The organism is Rickettsia massiliae MTU5 (genome assembly GCF_000016625.1).
Lineage (GTDB): Bacteria > Pseudomonadota > Alphaproteobacteria > Rickettsiales > Rickettsiaceae > Rickettsia > Rickettsia rickettsii.
The window spans coordinates 767,150-779,996 of record NC_009900.1; the positions used below are offsets into that span (position 1 = coordinate 767,150).

Sequence of the window (12,847 nt, forward strand, 5' to 3'; positions counted from 1 at the left end):
CTTTTTGCTGTTCAAAAAAAAGTTAGATAATATTCAATCTTATCATAATTCCTTTTTAGATTAGTTTTAACTTACTTAGTGAATTAAATAAGAGGCTATAAAATGTATAAAGTCATTACACAATTATCAGAAATTAAATTAATTGGTATCACAGCCCGCACCTCAAACGCTGCAGAAATGAACGCTGATACTGCAAAATAGGAATAACAATGCAGCGATTTTTTGCAGACAAGCTACAAGACAAAATCCTAAATAGAAAAACTCCAAACAAAGTTTTTTCAGTTTATACAAATTATGAGAGTGATGCTACCGGGGAATATGCTTACTTTCTTGGAGAAGAAGTTACTTCTTTTGAGAATATAGATAAAGAATTTTCAACTCTTACTATTCCTGTACAAACTTATGCAAAATTTACATCCGATCCTGATCAAAGGCCTAAAGTTGTTATGGATATGTGGCAAATGTTATGGATATGTGGCAAAAAATATGGCATATGGATGCGGCAATGTTAGGAGGGAAAAGAGCTTACATAGCTGACTTTGAAATATATGATGAAAGAAGTAGTGATCCACATAATGCAATAGTTGATATTTATATTGGCATTAAATTACACTAGGCTATATGCTTTATCAGCAAGTTTGAAAAATAACTCATTTTCTATTCCATCCTCAAGATTCCAACAGATAGCTAAAATAAGCTGGACAAAATACCAGCTTCTAACCTCTTGTAATTTATAGGATATCCAATTACTCCTTTATGGTCAATGACTACCCATTGCTTATCATTTTGTAATATATTCTCATGATGTAAATCACCGTGAAGTAAAATTTGAGGTTCAGGATTTTGAAGAAGTTTATCTCTCAATTTTCTTGCCTTTTGTAAGTAAGTTTTAGGCAAATCCCATTCTTTATCCAAAGCTTTCAGCTGATCCTTGCTATTAGGGAATTGGTGCATTTTTGGTATAGATGCTCTGTGCAGCTTGCTCATAACAGAACAAGCTATAGCAATTTTATTAATATTCTTTTAAGGAAATACCGGATACCGCTCTCTCAAGTAATAAAGCATTATCTTTTTGGGCTAGAATAGTTGCAGCATCAAACCCTGAAAAAACCTTTAAAGCTTCCGCTTCGTTTGTTAGGTCTTTAGCAGCACAACTTAGTTTCAATATAAAATAGGCTTATTATTTTGATACCCTGATAGAATATAATTGAAAGATAAATTAATCTATAGGTTTAAGCTTAGATAGGTTCCATTCTCTAGCTAATTCTGCTACAATTTCAGGTAATTTTTCAAGCCAGATTTCCCCTTGCTCTTTATATATTATGCTAATTATATTATTTTATCCATATTATAGATTATATATGAATATACATTTCGAAAAAGCTAATTTAACTCATAAAGAACTTATTTTTAGTTGGTTAGAAGAGCCTCATATAAAAAAGAATTTTGGGACAATAGTCAAGAACATAAGAATGACATTTTGAATTTTATTACCGGCAGAAAACAGCATTATTTTTACGGGACAACTAATTATTGGATTGGTTTTATAAATAATGAACCGTTTTGTTTTATATTATCGGATAGCCTTGAAAAAGACCACAATTTATCTGATATTCAACAAAAATATTTGTCTAATAACTCTTGATTTCGATATAGGTAATAAAAACTTCTTAGGCCCAGGACTTGCTAGCTCTACTTTAGCAGCTTTTATAAAATTTTACCACAAATATATTGATCCACTAAGCGATACTTTCTTTATTGATCCTGATGAAAATAATCCGCGAGCTATGCATGTTTATAGTAAAGCCGGCTTTAAACAAGTCGGAGAATATACAACTCAAAGCGGGGCATTTAAAGGTAATACAAGTTATTTAATGATAAGAAATATATTAACATAGGCTTTACCCCAATTTCTACTTCTCATTTTTTGCTTTTTTTAAAATGGCTAGAAATGCCACATATAAAACTATGGTAGGATAAGGATATAGAATGGAGTTTAGAATTGATCGCACAAAAATACTCAAGCTATGTTAGAGGGTACAAGCTAGAAAATAATGAGCCTAAAAATATACACGCTTACATTATAGAAGCAGACCGTACTCCTATAGGATACATCCAAATTTACAATGCTTATGATTTTGAGCGTTCAGACCCATTAATAAACTTACCTTCAAAACTTACAGCACTTGATTATTTCTTTAATGCTTAGCTTCTGTGGACATTTAATAGAATAATCATAATTATGACTCTTTTTTTGCTGCAAATTATAAGATGTTTTTGAAATATGAATAACTATTCCTTCAAAAATCTTATTAATTTTCGCTAAAAAATACTTCAAAATAAAAAATCAATTAGAAATCTTCACAGAACCTAGATATATTAATATAGATTAAGTGTAAAAAGAATTAGTGAGAAAATGCTAAAAGATCAGAATTTAGATATAGAAAGAAAGCGAGACCATATTGACATTAATCTTACGAAAAACGTTGAATCTAAGCTTAAAAGCGGTTTTGAATCTATTCAATTTATTCACAATGCATTACCGGAAATTAACTACGATAGCATAAATACAACTACTACTTTCCTTGGAAAATCTTTACAAGCACCTATCCTAATTTCTAGTATGACCGGAGGCACGACTAGAGCTAGAGATATTAATTATAGACTTGCACAGGTCGCTCAAAAAGCCGGTATTGCTATGGGGCTTGGCTCTATGCGGGTTTTGTTAACGGAACCGGATACAATCACGACATTTGCAGTAAGGCATATAGCTCCCGATATCCCTTTACTAGCCAATATCGGTGCAGTACAGCTTAATTACGGAGTAACACCTAAAGAATGTCAGTATTTAGTGGATGCTATTAAAGCCGATGCCTTAATTTTACACTTAAACGTGTTACAGGAACTGACTCAGCCGGAAGGTAATAGAAACTGGGAAAAGCTGTTACCTAAGATAAGAGAAGTGGTTAATTACCTCTCTATTCCGGTAATTGTTAAGGAAGTAGGATACGGTTTATCTAAAAAAGTTGCTGAGAGTCTTATTGACGCAGGGGTTAAGGTTCTTGATATTGCAGGGAGCGGTGGGACATCTTGGAGTCAAGTCGAGGCTTATCGTGCTACAAATTCGTTACAAAACCGTATAGCTAGTAGCTTTATTAACTGGGGAATCCCGACTTTAGATTCTCTAAAAATGGTGCGGGCAGTTTCAAAAGATATTCCGATTATTACCAGTGGCGGGTTAAAATCCGGCATTGACGGTGCAAAAGCAATTCGTATAGGAGCTAATATTTTTGGACTTGCCGGTCAATTTTTAAAAGCGGCAGATACTTCTGAAAGCTTGCTTTCCGAAGAGATACAATTGATAATCGAGCAGCTTAAAATTACCATGCTATGCACCGGATCACGCACTTTAAAAGATTTAGCAAAAGCAGAGATTAGGTTGTAGTAAAATTTATATTCATAATATATTAGCACCAAATTCAAAAATAACTCTTTCGGCCTTATAATCACTCATTTGAACAAGTTTAACTTCTTCAAGATAATTACCTTTGGTAAATTCGTTAATGACTTTCCGCCAAAATATTAATGCCGGTTTATTTTCCTTCCCATAATCCTTTATGCATTTGCCAAATTTGCTTAACTACTTGCCTACCAACTCCTTTATTTTGAAATCTTGCTATAATAAAAAAATGCCCCATATTCCAATCGATTTTATAATGCGTTCCAACCTTATTAAGCAATATAAACCTGCTATTTCGCCATTTACTTTAATTCAATAGGCTGTCCTATCCGCTTCTATAAAATATTTTTTGTAATCATCAGCTTCATATAAACCATCTAGTGGCAATGTCCAATCATACTCATCTGATTCAAACCCACAATAACGCAATATATCATATATATAAAATCGTGCCATATTTTGGATTAGAGGGTAATCAGCAACGGTTGCAGTGGTTAAACGTATATTCTTTACAGATTCATTCTTCATAACTCTTTTCTTAAATATATATTTAGCCATTTCTCCGGAATTATGATATAACCTAGCACTTCATAAAATATATGCGTACTGTCTTTAGCACGTCGATAACCAGAAGTAAGATCAACGATTACGGAGCTATATTTTTTTGCTATTTCTTCTAAATATTCCATAAGCTTTTTACCTATTTGCTTTCCCCGATAATTCTCATCAATAACTAAAACTTCAATATGAATTCTAGTTTTATCTGAGACGAAAAGCAGCGATTTAGACCAAGCAATAAATCCAACTATTGTATTATCTAAACTAGCTAAAGCAACACCATACCCCTCACGATTTATAAAATTCTTAAAACGTGCTGTTAATTCTTCTGAACTAGAAGGATAGCCAAGTTGAGCCATCAAAGGTAAAATATTTGTAATATTATCAGGAGTTGCTAAACTAATATTTACACTACTCATAATTATCCTTTTCCTCTTCGTTTCTTTAACCTAGCTAAATCTTTTGGACTAGGTAAATAGCTTTTTAATTTCGTAGGAATTCTTCGGTTAATTTAAATTGTGCTATTCCTATAGGTTTTTGCAAGCTTTCTATAGCGTATTCTACTGTAATATTTCGTTTTGCTTCACATAGAATTACTCCAATTGTAGGATTATCAGTTTCGTCTTTAATTTTATGATCTACTAAATTTAAATAAAAATTTAGTTTTTCTGCATATTCCGGTTTAAATTTACCTGTTTTTAATTCAATAACAACATAGCATTTAAGTTTAACATGATAAAAAACTAAATCTAAGTAATAATCCTCTCCTTCTAATTCTATATGGTATTGATTACCTATAAATGCAAAATCTTGACCGAGTTCTAATAAAAAATCCTTAATATTATCTATTAGCTTATTTTCTAGTTTTCGTTCTAAAATATTTTCTTTAATATCTAGAAATTCTAAATTATAAGGATTTTTTATAATTGATTTTGCTAAATCAGACTGCATTGCCGGTAAAGTATGTCCAAAATTATTTATACTTTTCCTGATCTTGCGTATAAATTGCTTTTAATTTGCAAGGTTAGTACGTTACATGATCAACCGTTTTCTATAGTTTTTTGTGCATACCAAAGCCTTTCAGTATGATTTTTAACTTTTGAGAAAATGACTATATGATATCCCCAGGGAATTTCTCCAACAGGCTGTTGGAGGATTTGTTCATCGTTATATTCTTCAGCAAATTGCCTCATATAAGAAATATTTTGATAAGATAATCTTTTCATTTCAGGAAATGCTTTTAATAAGTCCTTAGAAATATTTTCTATAACTTTTGCTCCCCACTTCTCAAGCTTTTGACGTTTAATTATTTGAAAACCAATATTTCAATATAGTTTTATCAATTCTTTATTTACGCTTAAATGTGCACGAATTCGTGTTTGCTTGATTTCTAGCTTCAGATTCTCAATTAAATCTGATTTGTAATCTAAAATATTATTCATTTACTCAATATTATTTGTATGCTCTACAATCTTCTCCGCTAAAGCACTTGCCGTTAGATCACTAACATCTATTTCTAACAAATGAGGATGCATTATATTAATTAACTCTGCGTTTCCTTCAATACAACGCAAAACTCTATCGGGCCTTTGTATTCGTTTATTATTTTCCTCTGCTGAAATAAGTAGTGTTACCGGTACAACAAGAGAGTCACACTGCAAAGCCATATTTTCTACTTGCTTAAAAAGCTTATGATCACCTTGATTATCTTCTAAGACATTGACAAATTCAAGGTCTTCAGAAGCAAAATGTTCTACTACACTTAATAAATATAAAGCATCTTTTAGAGTTAATTCTTTAATTGGCGTAGTTTTAATATTTTTATACAAAAATGTATCTATTAAAATACGTCTTTTTGCTTCTTCTTCAGGTTGTTGTTGCTGTTTTATAGCTTTCTTACAATTATCACATGAAACAACTAGAGTTATTGTTATGATTACCTACACATAGGACCCAATAGAGCAAAACTCGTTTCTCCATAAACATAGCTATAATAATTTCTACTCTTTAGCTTAATATAACTAAATTTATATCTCGGCAGTATTTACAGAATAATTTATGATGCGTAACAAGCGGAAATAAACTAACTAAACTATTGGGAGATACGTTAACATTAAATTCTTCTAATAAATTAGCTATTTTCTCATAGTTATAATAACGTTTTATTAAATCTTTGATTTGTTCTTCTGTTAAATGTGATAAATCCTTATGAGCCACAACTGAATATAAATTAACTGATTATTAGGTATATAATTGTAACTTATAAAATTACAGCTGTAATAAGAACAAATAATATAAATATACAACTATTTTTATTATAAAAGTAATTAAAAGACTATCAATATGAGGTCATTAGTAGACGATAAGCTTTGTAAAAAGCTTTTAGACTTTATAAATGTAATAACAGTAATAACAAATGCATATGAAACTTTTAAATATTCGACAGTGGAAACCTTGATTACTATTTGGCTTTCCGGTTCGATAAACTACAAAAATTGGCTAACTGTCCAGACTAGAGCGTGGTGTACGTTAGTATTACAGAAAAAAGATATTTTTGTTTAGGTACAGTTTTGATGGTAATATTTTAACAGTCCGTTTTACGTTCCGAGATAATCATATAAGAATTTTTAGGATACTGGCATAAAGGTAAGAGAATTTATAAGCAAGAGAATAAAATACACTGATGGGGAAATAGGGGAAGTAAAAATAGTAAAAGATTTCTTGCCGCACCCTAGAGAACTTTTATTAAAAGATGATTCAGTAAAAGTAACCATTTCTTTAAGTAAAGAGAGCGTAGAATTTTTTAAATCATAAGCAGCAACTGCACATGTTCCTTATCAAAAAATGATTAGGATTTTACTAGATAAATATACTAAGTATTTATAAAGAAAATAAACAAGCATAACATACTCTTCTGCTTTTAAGAATTGCTCTTTGTTATCTTCATGAATTCACATACTCACTTATTAAGTATAAGCTATACACACTCACCATTTGATAACAAATTCAATTCTTGAAATCATTCGAGTATACCATAAACTGAGCTGGCGGAGAGAGGGGGATTCGAACCCCCGACACGTTGCCGTGAACACGCTTTCCAGGCGTGCGCCTTAAACCGCTCGGCCATCTCTCCAAAACTTTTAGCATTGCCTATATGGCTTCCTATGTCATTCTCACAAGGTATTGATGTTGTTGCATAGAGTAAAAAGCCTACTCGATATCATCCCAACGAAAGCGAGGATCCAAAAAAATAAACCTATAAAAACAAATTTTTTGTAGGTTTTACTGGATTCCCGCTTTCGCGGGAATGACATAAAATGATCTATACCGCAAAGCCTTTAGTCGCTTGCAATGACGACTCGGGTATCCATACGACAAAGCTAAGACTTATTCTGAGAAAAAATATTATTAGCTTCTTCTAGCTCATTTTTAGTATTAACACCAACAATTAAATCATGATCAGTAGATAATAAATATGAAACTTTTTCACCGTGATTTTTACATATTTTTACTATTTCAGTTAAATAAACTTCCTTATGACCGTTAGTATTAGTAGCAAATAAAGGTAAGTATTTATTTAAAATTTCGCTACTGAAAGCCATAATACCTGAATTACAAAGCTTTATGTTTTTCTCTTCTTCGCTTGCATTTTTATGTTCGATTATCTCTAAAAATTCACCATTTTTATCAGTAGCTATTCTTCCATATTGAACCGGATTTGCTCTCTCAAAGCTTAAAGTCACTAATGCAGAATTAGTAAGGCTTAAATAAGCTATTAATTCATGCATAAGTTTTGGAGTAATAAGAGGATGATCAGCGTATAAAACTAATATTGTTTTATTTTTATTAATTAAATCTATTGCTGCATAAGTAGCATGAGCTGTACCTTTAGGTTCTTCTTGCAGTACAAAACGACACATATTTTCATAGGGCGTTAAATGTTTTTTAAGTGCTTCTGAATAAACTATAATTACATCATTTGTGACGTTAAGCGAATTCTTTAATACCGTTTCAAGCATTGGAACTCCACCGACTTTATGCATTACTTTCGGTAAATCGGACTCCATTCTAGTACCTTTACCGGCTGCTAAAATAATTATTTGATAATTTGCATCATTATAAGTCATGGTTCTCCTTGTATTATTTCATAAACACCATCAGATAACTCATAATTCCCAAAAACTCTTTGCACATCATCGCTTTCTTCTAAAACTTCCACAAGCTTTAGTAATTTTTCAGCTTTTTCCTTATCATCTATAATTATTGTATTTAATGGGATCCAGCCTATATACGAATCTTCAGGTATGCCGTATTTGCCAGTTAAAAATTCTAGAACTTTAGAGAAATTTTCAATATCCGTATAGATTGTATGGGTGGTATCATCGGATATAATATCATTCCCCCCGGCTTCTATGGCTGCCTCTAAAACATCTTCATTAGATGCTATATTTATTGGATACTGAATAACTCCGCAATGGTTGAATAAATAATTGACACTACCGGTTTCGCCTAAACTCCCACCATATTTAGTAAAACTAGAGCGTACTTCTGCAGCAGTGCGGTTTTTATTATCGGTTAAAGCTTCAACTATTATAGCAATACCATTCGGTGCATAACCTTCATATCTAATTTCCGTATAATTTTCGATATTAGAAGAATCATTAGCACTATTAATAGCTTTATCTATTCTTTCTTTAGGGAGATTTTGACTACGTGCGGTGGTTAAAGCATTTCTAAGACGTGGATTATTTTCAGGGATATTAGAAGAACCGGTTTTAGCTGCAGTAACTATTTCACGAATTAATTTAGTGAAAACTTTTGCTCTTTTTTTATCTTGAGCCCCTTTACGATGCTGAATATTTTTGAACTTTGAATGACCGGCCATATTTATTTCTTTTCTTTCAAAAGTAGTATTATAAATACTCTGAAGTAAAATGAAAAGCAATATACGAAGATCAAATTGAAAAAGAGCAAGGAGTCTGCAAACTGAGGAGCGGAGCATATAATAAACACTCAGCATCCGAGGACTTACAAAGACGACGTAGCTAATTTTTCAAGTTCATCAAGTATATTTTTTTGCTCCAAAAACGATTAATTAACCTTGTTTTGCTTTAAATCTTTTATTCTTTTTATTTATTACAAAAATTTTGCCTCTTCTTTGAACGATCTGACAATCTTTATCACGTTTTTTTAACGATTTTAATGAGCTAACAACTTTCATAAAATATACTTTTACATTTAATTTGGATTGATAATAAACATTTTTATTTAATCAGTCAATTAGGTTCTGTACTCTTGTAATAGAATAATCATAATTATGGCTATTTTTAGCTGCAAATTATAATCATTAATCAAAAGTGTACAGGACCTAACAATAATAATTACAAAGGGATCACATTATGAATAAATATTCATTATATAACTTTACTCAAGAAACTATAAATGAAATCAAGCAAAATGGAAGAGAATGGAGTTTAAACAAACCATATTATGATGAATTTCTTGTTGAATTACCGAAATTAGTTCAAAAATTTGATCTATCTGAAATAATTACAAAAGTAGATTATCCAGGTAAACATGTATCCATATTTAATGCAGTAGGGGAGCTAGCATTATATGCTCAACTTGCTAAATGGGCTGAGAATGCTATTAAAGATGAGCACGCACAAGGTGAAAATGAAAAAGCTAATAATGGAAAGCTATAAAAGCAGTATTAGAGCATGCTAAAACATCAGATATAGATTATTGTAGTTTTAATAAGAGGCTGGGACAATAATAAAGGGGCAGCACAAGGCGATCAGATACTGAAACTTCTTTTAAACAAAGTTAAACAAAATATTGACTTAAGTATAGATGAGCTGAAGATAGCTAAAATCATAATAGACGAAGCAGATAAAGGAGAATACGGCTTATACGCTATTCCAAATAATTATAAAAATAATGAAAATGCAAAACATGCAGCTAACGAACATAAAAAATGGTATGAAAGCGTAATTAAAGATGATGATTTTTCAATGTTACAAGCTTTAAGCTATAGTGTGGATACAAGCTCTATATTGCAAGAAGAAGATCTAATTGATCTATCTGAGGATGATTTTACTATATCTCCAGAAATGTCAAAGGAACAAAATAATCTTAACGATCAACAACTTGCAGCTTTGGTTCATCAAGCAACTGCTCACGCTAACAGAGAGGAAATACCACATATACAACCTTCTACTAGTTCTAATAGAGGAGAGAGCGGTACAGAAGATACTATTTTAGGTATGCAAGCTAAGGATTTAGTAACATTAATTAATGCCGGAGTGCAAGCTTTAGATGAGACTACTAATCCTCAAGATGCTCAAGGTAGCACTGCTGAAGACTTTGTAACACAAGTAAGTAATCTTTTGCAAGCGACAGGAGGCGATATTAATAATTTGTTGGATATGGTACCTGGTATATTAGGTAATCCTCAAAACACTAATGATGCTGCTTGGAATTTAGATTAAATCCTTACCTCTTAAATGCTATAACTTCCCTTGCTTCATAAGATAAGTTATGGTAGGCTAGTTTATCTTATTGTAACTCAAGTTATTTTAGCGTTGCCGGTATGGTTTGGGAATTATGCCAAAATTGTCATTGCGAGCGACTACAAGGAGCGTGGCAATCCAGCAAAACAATAAAAAAATTCTGTAAATCAGAATTTTTTACTGGACTGCTTCGTCAATTACTACGTAATTTTCCTCGCAATAACGTTAAAACCATACTACTCCTATTATTATCCTTTATCCTCTTCTCTAAGCCGACTATTGCCGATCCTGAAATAGCTGAATCCTTTAAATGTTCAAAACTTTTTCCTTACTTTGAAAAAAAATTTAATATCCCATCTAATATGTTACATTCAATAGCTTTAAAAGAATCGGGAAAAAAACATACAACCCGTAAAATTAGAGTAGTATGGCCTTGGACGGTAAATGTTGAAGGAAAAGGCTATTATTTTAACACAAAAAGAGAAGCCGTAAGTTTTGTTAGAATAGAGCTTATAAAAGGGCGAGAGAGTATTGATGTCGGATGCATGCAGATTAACTTAAGGCATCATTTAGGGGCTTTTAATTCCCTTGAACAAGCATTTGATCCAAATAATAACATTCGTTACGGTGCAGAATTTTTGCGTTCAAAATATGATCAGCTAGGGAGCTGGCACAAGGCGATAGCTCATTATCATTCGGCTACACATTCTTTAGGGTTTAAATATAAACAAGACGTAGTTAAAATAGCAAGTAATATGGCTCTTTATAAAGCATCCTTACATAGTTATCTAAATAATAATGAAGGGGCTTTAGAAGATACAATTCCAGTAAATAATAACAAAGTTCAAAAAAAATCACTTTTTAGTGGCAATAAAAGATACAGAAGTAGTATCATGATACCGGTTCCTGCTAAAATTAATTAATTCTATGAATATTAAATTAATTACATATTTTGTAATATTAGTAAGTGCGGTAAAAGTAAATGCCGATTTTAACAATATTCAAGATAATTTTGAATATCAGGAAGAGCAACTAACAATAGAATTACCTTGGAGCGATTGTACCGAAATTCATAAATTATTAGAGAAAAAATTATCTTTTTCAGAACAACAAATAAAAAAAGAAAATAAAATTCATGAGAAATATAAACAATTTTATTTAAAACATAATAATCCTACTAATTTTTCTATGCAATTTCTTGAGAAAAAATCTGAGACTAATGGAGTAGACACTTTAATATCAGGTTTTTTAAAATTTTGTGAAGATAATTTTCAAACTAGTAAAAGTAAATCTAATTCTCTAAATTATTATATTAAAAAACAACAAGACCAATGGTTTAATGATATAAGAAATGAGAATTACAAAATATATTATCGAAAAAAATACGAAGATAATATCTTTAGAAATAATTAATTAAGGCAACTATATATCTTGTATAACCTAAATTGTTTCGATATAACAATTTTATATAAAATTGTGTTAGTATAGTTAAGTGTTAGATTTTAAAAGTGTTGTTGATTTATTCGAAAAATTACCTACTGAACAAAAGTGCATAGATTATTTTACTGATATATATACGTTGGGCTAACGGAGCTTGTTGTCCGTATTGCGGCAACCAAAAGATTTTTCATTATGCGGATGGAACGCATCACAAATGTTCGGCATGTAAAAAGCGTTTTAGTATCAAAGTCGGCACAATTTTTGAAAATAGTAAGATTTCTTTAAAGAAATGGTTTACAGCAGTTTTGCAAGTTACTACGCCAAAAAAAGTTTATCATTGTTACAACTTTCAAGAGATATTAATGTTACCCAAAAAACTGCATGGTTTATGCTTCATAGGATTAAAGAAGTGACACAATTAGAAAGTTTTAGTATTCCTTTAAAAAGCACTGTAGAAATAGATGAGACGTATATTGGTGGTAAAGAAAAGCACAAACATCAAAATAAAAAAACTAAAGGTACACAAGGTCGCAGCACAAAGACAAAAACCGTTGTAATCGGCATGATAGAGAGAAACGGTAACGCTAAGGCTCAAGTTATAACAAAGGTTAATTCAAAGACCATAGAAAAAAGTGCAATAAATAATATTCTAATAGGGTCAACTATTTTATCTGATGAATGGGGAGCTTACAAGGTATTAGAAAAGTTATATAATCATGAATATATAAATCACGACTTAGGTAAATATATAAGATCTGTGTCCAACAAATACGATAGAAAGCTTTTGGGCGGTGTTTAAGCGTGGTATAGTCGGACTCTTATTCTATTAGCAAAAAACACATAGAGCGATATTTAAACGAGTTTGTATTTAGGTGCA

Annotated in this window: 20 protein-coding genes, 1 tRNA gene and 3 pseudogenes; 11 read left to right on the forward strand and 13 right to left on the reverse strand. The window is 31.2% G+C overall.

Features of this window, described 5'->3' with window-relative positions; all coding sequences use genetic code 11:
* Nucleotides 1-209 precede the first annotated feature (209 nt).
* Nucleotides 210-512, forward strand: coding sequence for a GyrI-like domain-containing protein (locus RMA_RS10935; RefSeq protein ID WP_238375384.1), 303 nt, complete (start codon nt 210-212; stop codon nt 510-512).
* 175 nt (nt 513-687) lie between these two features.
* Here RMA_RS10935 and RMA_RS10940 read toward each other — a convergent pair whose 3' ends face one another.
* Both RMA_RS10940 and RMA_RS10945 read right to left on the reverse strand, forming a co-directional pair.
* Nucleotides 688-987, reverse strand: a complete 300-nt coding sequence (locus RMA_RS10940) for an aminoglycoside phosphotransferase family protein (protein ID WP_238375385.1) — start codon at nt 985-987, stop codon at nt 688-690.
* Nucleotides 988-1,012: 25 nt separating this feature from the next.
* A complete protein-coding gene (locus RMA_RS10945) occupies nt 1,013-1,165 on the reverse strand; it encodes a hypothetical protein (RefSeq protein ID WP_238375386.1) in 153 nt (50 codons plus the stop codon).
* Between the two features lie 421 nt (nt 1,166-1,586).
* Here RMA_RS10945 and RMA_RS08445 point away from each other — a divergent pair, with 421 nt between their 5' ends.
* The 3 genes from RMA_RS08445 to fni all read left to right on the forward strand — a co-directional run bounded on the left by RMA_RS08445 (nt 1,587) and on the right by fni (nt 3,445).
* Complete coding sequence (locus RMA_RS08445; protein WP_014365759.1) at nt 1,587-1,898, forward strand: GNAT family N-acetyltransferase; 312 nt, start codon at nt 1,587-1,589, stop codon at nt 1,896-1,898.
* A gap of 104 nt (nt 1,899-2,002) precedes the next feature.
* Nucleotides 2,003-2,209, forward strand: coding sequence for a hypothetical protein (locus RMA_RS04090; protein ID WP_041404726.1), 207 nt, complete (start codon nt 2,003-2,005; stop codon nt 2,207-2,209).
* 207 nt (nt 2,210-2,416) lie between these two features.
* Nucleotides 2,417-3,445, forward strand: coding sequence for a type 2 isopentenyl-diphosphate Delta-isomerase (gene fni, locus RMA_RS04095; RefSeq protein WP_014408694.1), 1,029 nt, complete (start codon nt 2,417-2,419; stop codon nt 3,443-3,445).
* Nucleotides 3,446-3,593: 148 nt separating this feature from the next.
* On the opposite strand, the gene RMA_RS10950 is transcribed toward fni, so the two are convergent.
* The 7 genes and pseudogenes from RMA_RS10950 to RMA_RS04135 form a co-directional block, all read right to left on the reverse strand.
* Nucleotides 3,594-3,740 (reverse strand): acetyltransferase, encoded by a 147-nt coding sequence (locus RMA_RS10950; protein WP_238375387.1) that lies wholly within the window; start codon nt 3,738-3,740, stop codon nt 3,594-3,596.
* Nucleotides 3,741-3,772: 32 nt separating this feature from the next.
* Nucleotides 3,773-3,988, reverse strand: coding sequence for a hypothetical protein (locus RMA_RS04105; RefSeq protein WP_041405005.1), 216 nt, complete (start codon nt 3,986-3,988; stop codon nt 3,773-3,775).
* A pseudogene (locus RMA_RS04110) lies at nt 3,985-4,437 on the reverse strand (GNAT family N-acetyltransferase). The gene RMA_RS04105 and the pseudogene RMA_RS04110 overlap by 4 nt, the downstream one beginning before the upstream one ends.
* A 64-nt stretch (nt 4,438-4,501) precedes the next feature.
* Nucleotides 4,502-4,969 (reverse strand): PDDEXK nuclease domain-containing protein, encoded by a 468-nt coding sequence (locus RMA_RS04115; RefSeq protein ID WP_041404727.1) that lies wholly within the window; start codon nt 4,967-4,969, stop codon nt 4,502-4,504.
* Nucleotides 4,970-5,058: 89 nt separating this feature from the next.
* Nucleotides 5,059-5,340 carry a DUF1016 N-terminal domain-containing protein gene (locus RMA_RS08450; RefSeq protein ID WP_337998657.1) on the reverse strand — a complete coding sequence of 94 codons (282 nt, stop codon included), beginning with the start codon at nt 5,338-5,340 and terminating at the stop codon, nt 5,059-5,061.
* A 120-nt stretch (nt 5,341-5,460) separates the two neighbouring features.
* Entirely contained in the window at nt 5,461-5,685 is a 225-nt protein-coding gene (locus tag RMA_RS11995; protein WP_041405006.1) for a hypothetical protein, read from the reverse strand.
* A 340-nt stretch (nt 5,686-6,025) separates the two neighbouring features.
* A complete protein-coding gene (locus RMA_RS04135) occupies nt 6,026-6,235 on the reverse strand; it encodes a hypothetical protein (protein WP_041404729.1) in 210 nt (69 codons plus the stop codon).
* A gap of 441 nt (nt 6,236-6,676) precedes the next feature.
* Between RMA_RS04135 and RMA_RS12000 the strand changes: the two are divergent.
* Nucleotides 6,677-6,923: pseudogene (locus tag RMA_RS12000) on the forward strand (CopG family transcriptional regulator).
* A gap of 140 nt (nt 6,924-7,063) precedes the next feature.
* Here RMA_RS12000 and RMA_RS04145 read toward each other — a convergent pair.
* The 4 genes from RMA_RS04145 to ykgO form a co-directional block, all read right to left on the reverse strand.
* Nucleotides 7,064-7,151 (reverse strand) — tRNA-Ser (locus tag RMA_RS04145).
* A gap of 247 nt (nt 7,152-7,398) precedes the next feature.
* Entirely contained in the window at nt 7,399-8,145 is a 747-nt protein-coding gene (locus RMA_RS04150) for a sugar phosphate nucleotidyltransferase (protein ID WP_012152882.1), read from the reverse strand.
* A complete protein-coding gene (locus tag RMA_RS04155; protein WP_041405007.1) occupies nt 8,142-8,903 on the reverse strand; it encodes a YebC/PmpR family DNA-binding transcriptional regulator in 762 nt (253 codons plus the stop codon). Before RMA_RS04155 ends, RMA_RS04150 begins: the two co-directional genes overlap by 4 nt.
* Nucleotides 8,904-9,113: 210 nt before the next feature.
* Entirely contained in the window at nt 9,114-9,239 is a 126-nt protein-coding gene (gene ykgO, locus RMA_RS04160; protein WP_012152884.1) for a type B 50S ribosomal protein L36, read from the reverse strand.
* A gap of 178 nt (nt 9,240-9,417) precedes the next feature.
* On the opposite strand from ykgO, the gene RMA_RS04165 reads away from it, so the two are divergent.
* The 6 genes and pseudogenes from RMA_RS04165 to RMA_RS04185 all read left to right on the forward strand — a co-directional run bounded on the left by RMA_RS04165 (nt 9,418) and on the right by RMA_RS04185 (nt 12,769).
* Entirely contained in the window at nt 9,418-9,723 is a 306-nt protein-coding gene (locus tag RMA_RS04165; protein ID WP_041404731.1) for a hypothetical protein, read from the forward strand.
* Between the two features lie 309 nt (nt 9,724-10,032).
* Nucleotides 10,033-10,509, forward strand: a complete 477-nt coding sequence (locus RMA_RS04170; protein ID WP_041404732.1) for a hypothetical protein — start codon at nt 10,033-10,035, stop codon at nt 10,507-10,509.
* 101 nt (nt 10,510-10,610) lie between these two features.
* Nucleotides 10,611-11,453 (forward strand): lytic transglycosylase domain-containing protein, encoded by an 843-nt coding sequence (locus RMA_RS04175; RefSeq protein ID WP_012152886.1) that lies wholly within the window; start codon nt 10,611-10,613, stop codon nt 11,451-11,453.
* Nucleotides 11,454-11,457: 4 nt separating this feature from the next.
* On the forward strand, nt 11,458-11,943 hold the full coding sequence (locus tag RMA_RS04180; protein WP_041404733.1) for a DUF2532 domain-containing protein: 486 nt from the start codon (nt 11,458-11,460) through the stop codon (nt 11,941-11,943).
* 161 nt (nt 11,944-12,104) lie between these two features.
* Nucleotides 12,105-12,155, forward strand: a pseudogene (locus RMA_RS12275) (hypothetical protein); the annotation flags it as partial.
* Nucleotides 12,156-12,259: 104 nt separating this feature from the next.
* Nucleotides 12,260-12,769 (forward strand): IS1595 family transposase, encoded by a 510-nt coding sequence (locus RMA_RS04185; RefSeq protein ID WP_012152888.1) that lies wholly within the window; start codon nt 12,260-12,262, stop codon nt 12,767-12,769.
* Nucleotides 12,770-12,847 lie beyond the last annotated feature (78 nt).

Excerpts from the sequence above, each read along its gene's own strand:
- RMA_RS10935 (WP_238375384.1), top strand. The coding sequence starts at position 210 with ATGCAGCGATTTTTTGCAGACAAGCTACAAGACAAAATCCTAAATAGA.
- RMA_RS10940 (WP_238375385.1), bottom strand. The coding sequence starts at position 987 with ATGAGCAAGCTGCACAGAGCATCTATACCAAAAATGCACCAATTCCCT.
- fni (WP_014408694.1), top strand. The coding sequence starts at position 2,417 with ATGCTAAAAGATCAGAATTTAGATATAGAAAGAAAGCGAGACCATATT.
- RMA_RS04105 (WP_041405005.1), bottom strand. The coding sequence starts at position 3,988 with ATGAAGAATGAATCTGTAAAGAATATACGTTTAACCACTGCAACCGTT.
- RMA_RS04115 (WP_041404727.1), bottom strand. The coding sequence starts at position 4,969 with ATGCAGTCTGATTTAGCAAAATCAATTATAAAAAATCCTTATAATTTA.
- RMA_RS11995 (WP_041405006.1), bottom strand. The coding sequence starts at position 5,685 with ATGGCTTTGCAGTGTGACTCTCTTGTTGTACCGGTAACACTACTTATT.
- RMA_RS04150 (WP_012152882.1), bottom strand. The coding sequence starts at position 8,145 with ATGACTTATAATGATGCAAATTATCAAATAATTATTTTAGCAGCCGGT.
- RMA_RS04155 (WP_041405007.1), bottom strand. The coding sequence starts at position 8,903 with ATGGCCGGTCATTCAAAGTTCAAAAATATTCAGCATCGTAAAGGGGCT.
- ykgO (WP_012152884.1), bottom strand. The coding sequence starts at position 9,239 with ATGAAAGTTGTTAGCTCATTAAAATCGTTAAAAAAACGTGATAAAGAT.
- RMA_RS04165 (WP_041404731.1), top strand. The coding sequence starts at position 9,418 with ATGAATAAATATTCATTATATAACTTTACTCAAGAAACTATAAATGAA.
- RMA_RS04170 (WP_041404732.1), top strand. The coding sequence starts at position 10,033 with ATGTTACAAGCTTTAAGCTATAGTGTGGATACAAGCTCTATATTGCAA.
- RMA_RS04175 (WP_012152886.1), top strand. The coding sequence starts at position 10,611 with ATGGTTTGGGAATTATGCCAAAATTGTCATTGCGAGCGACTACAAGGA.
- RMA_RS04180 (WP_041404733.1), top strand. The coding sequence starts at position 11,458 with ATGAATATTAAATTAATTACATATTTTGTAATATTAGTAAGTGCGGTA.
- RMA_RS04185 (WP_012152888.1), top strand. The coding sequence starts at position 12,260 with ATGGTTTACAGCAGTTTTGCAAGTTACTACGCCAAAAAAAGTTTATCA.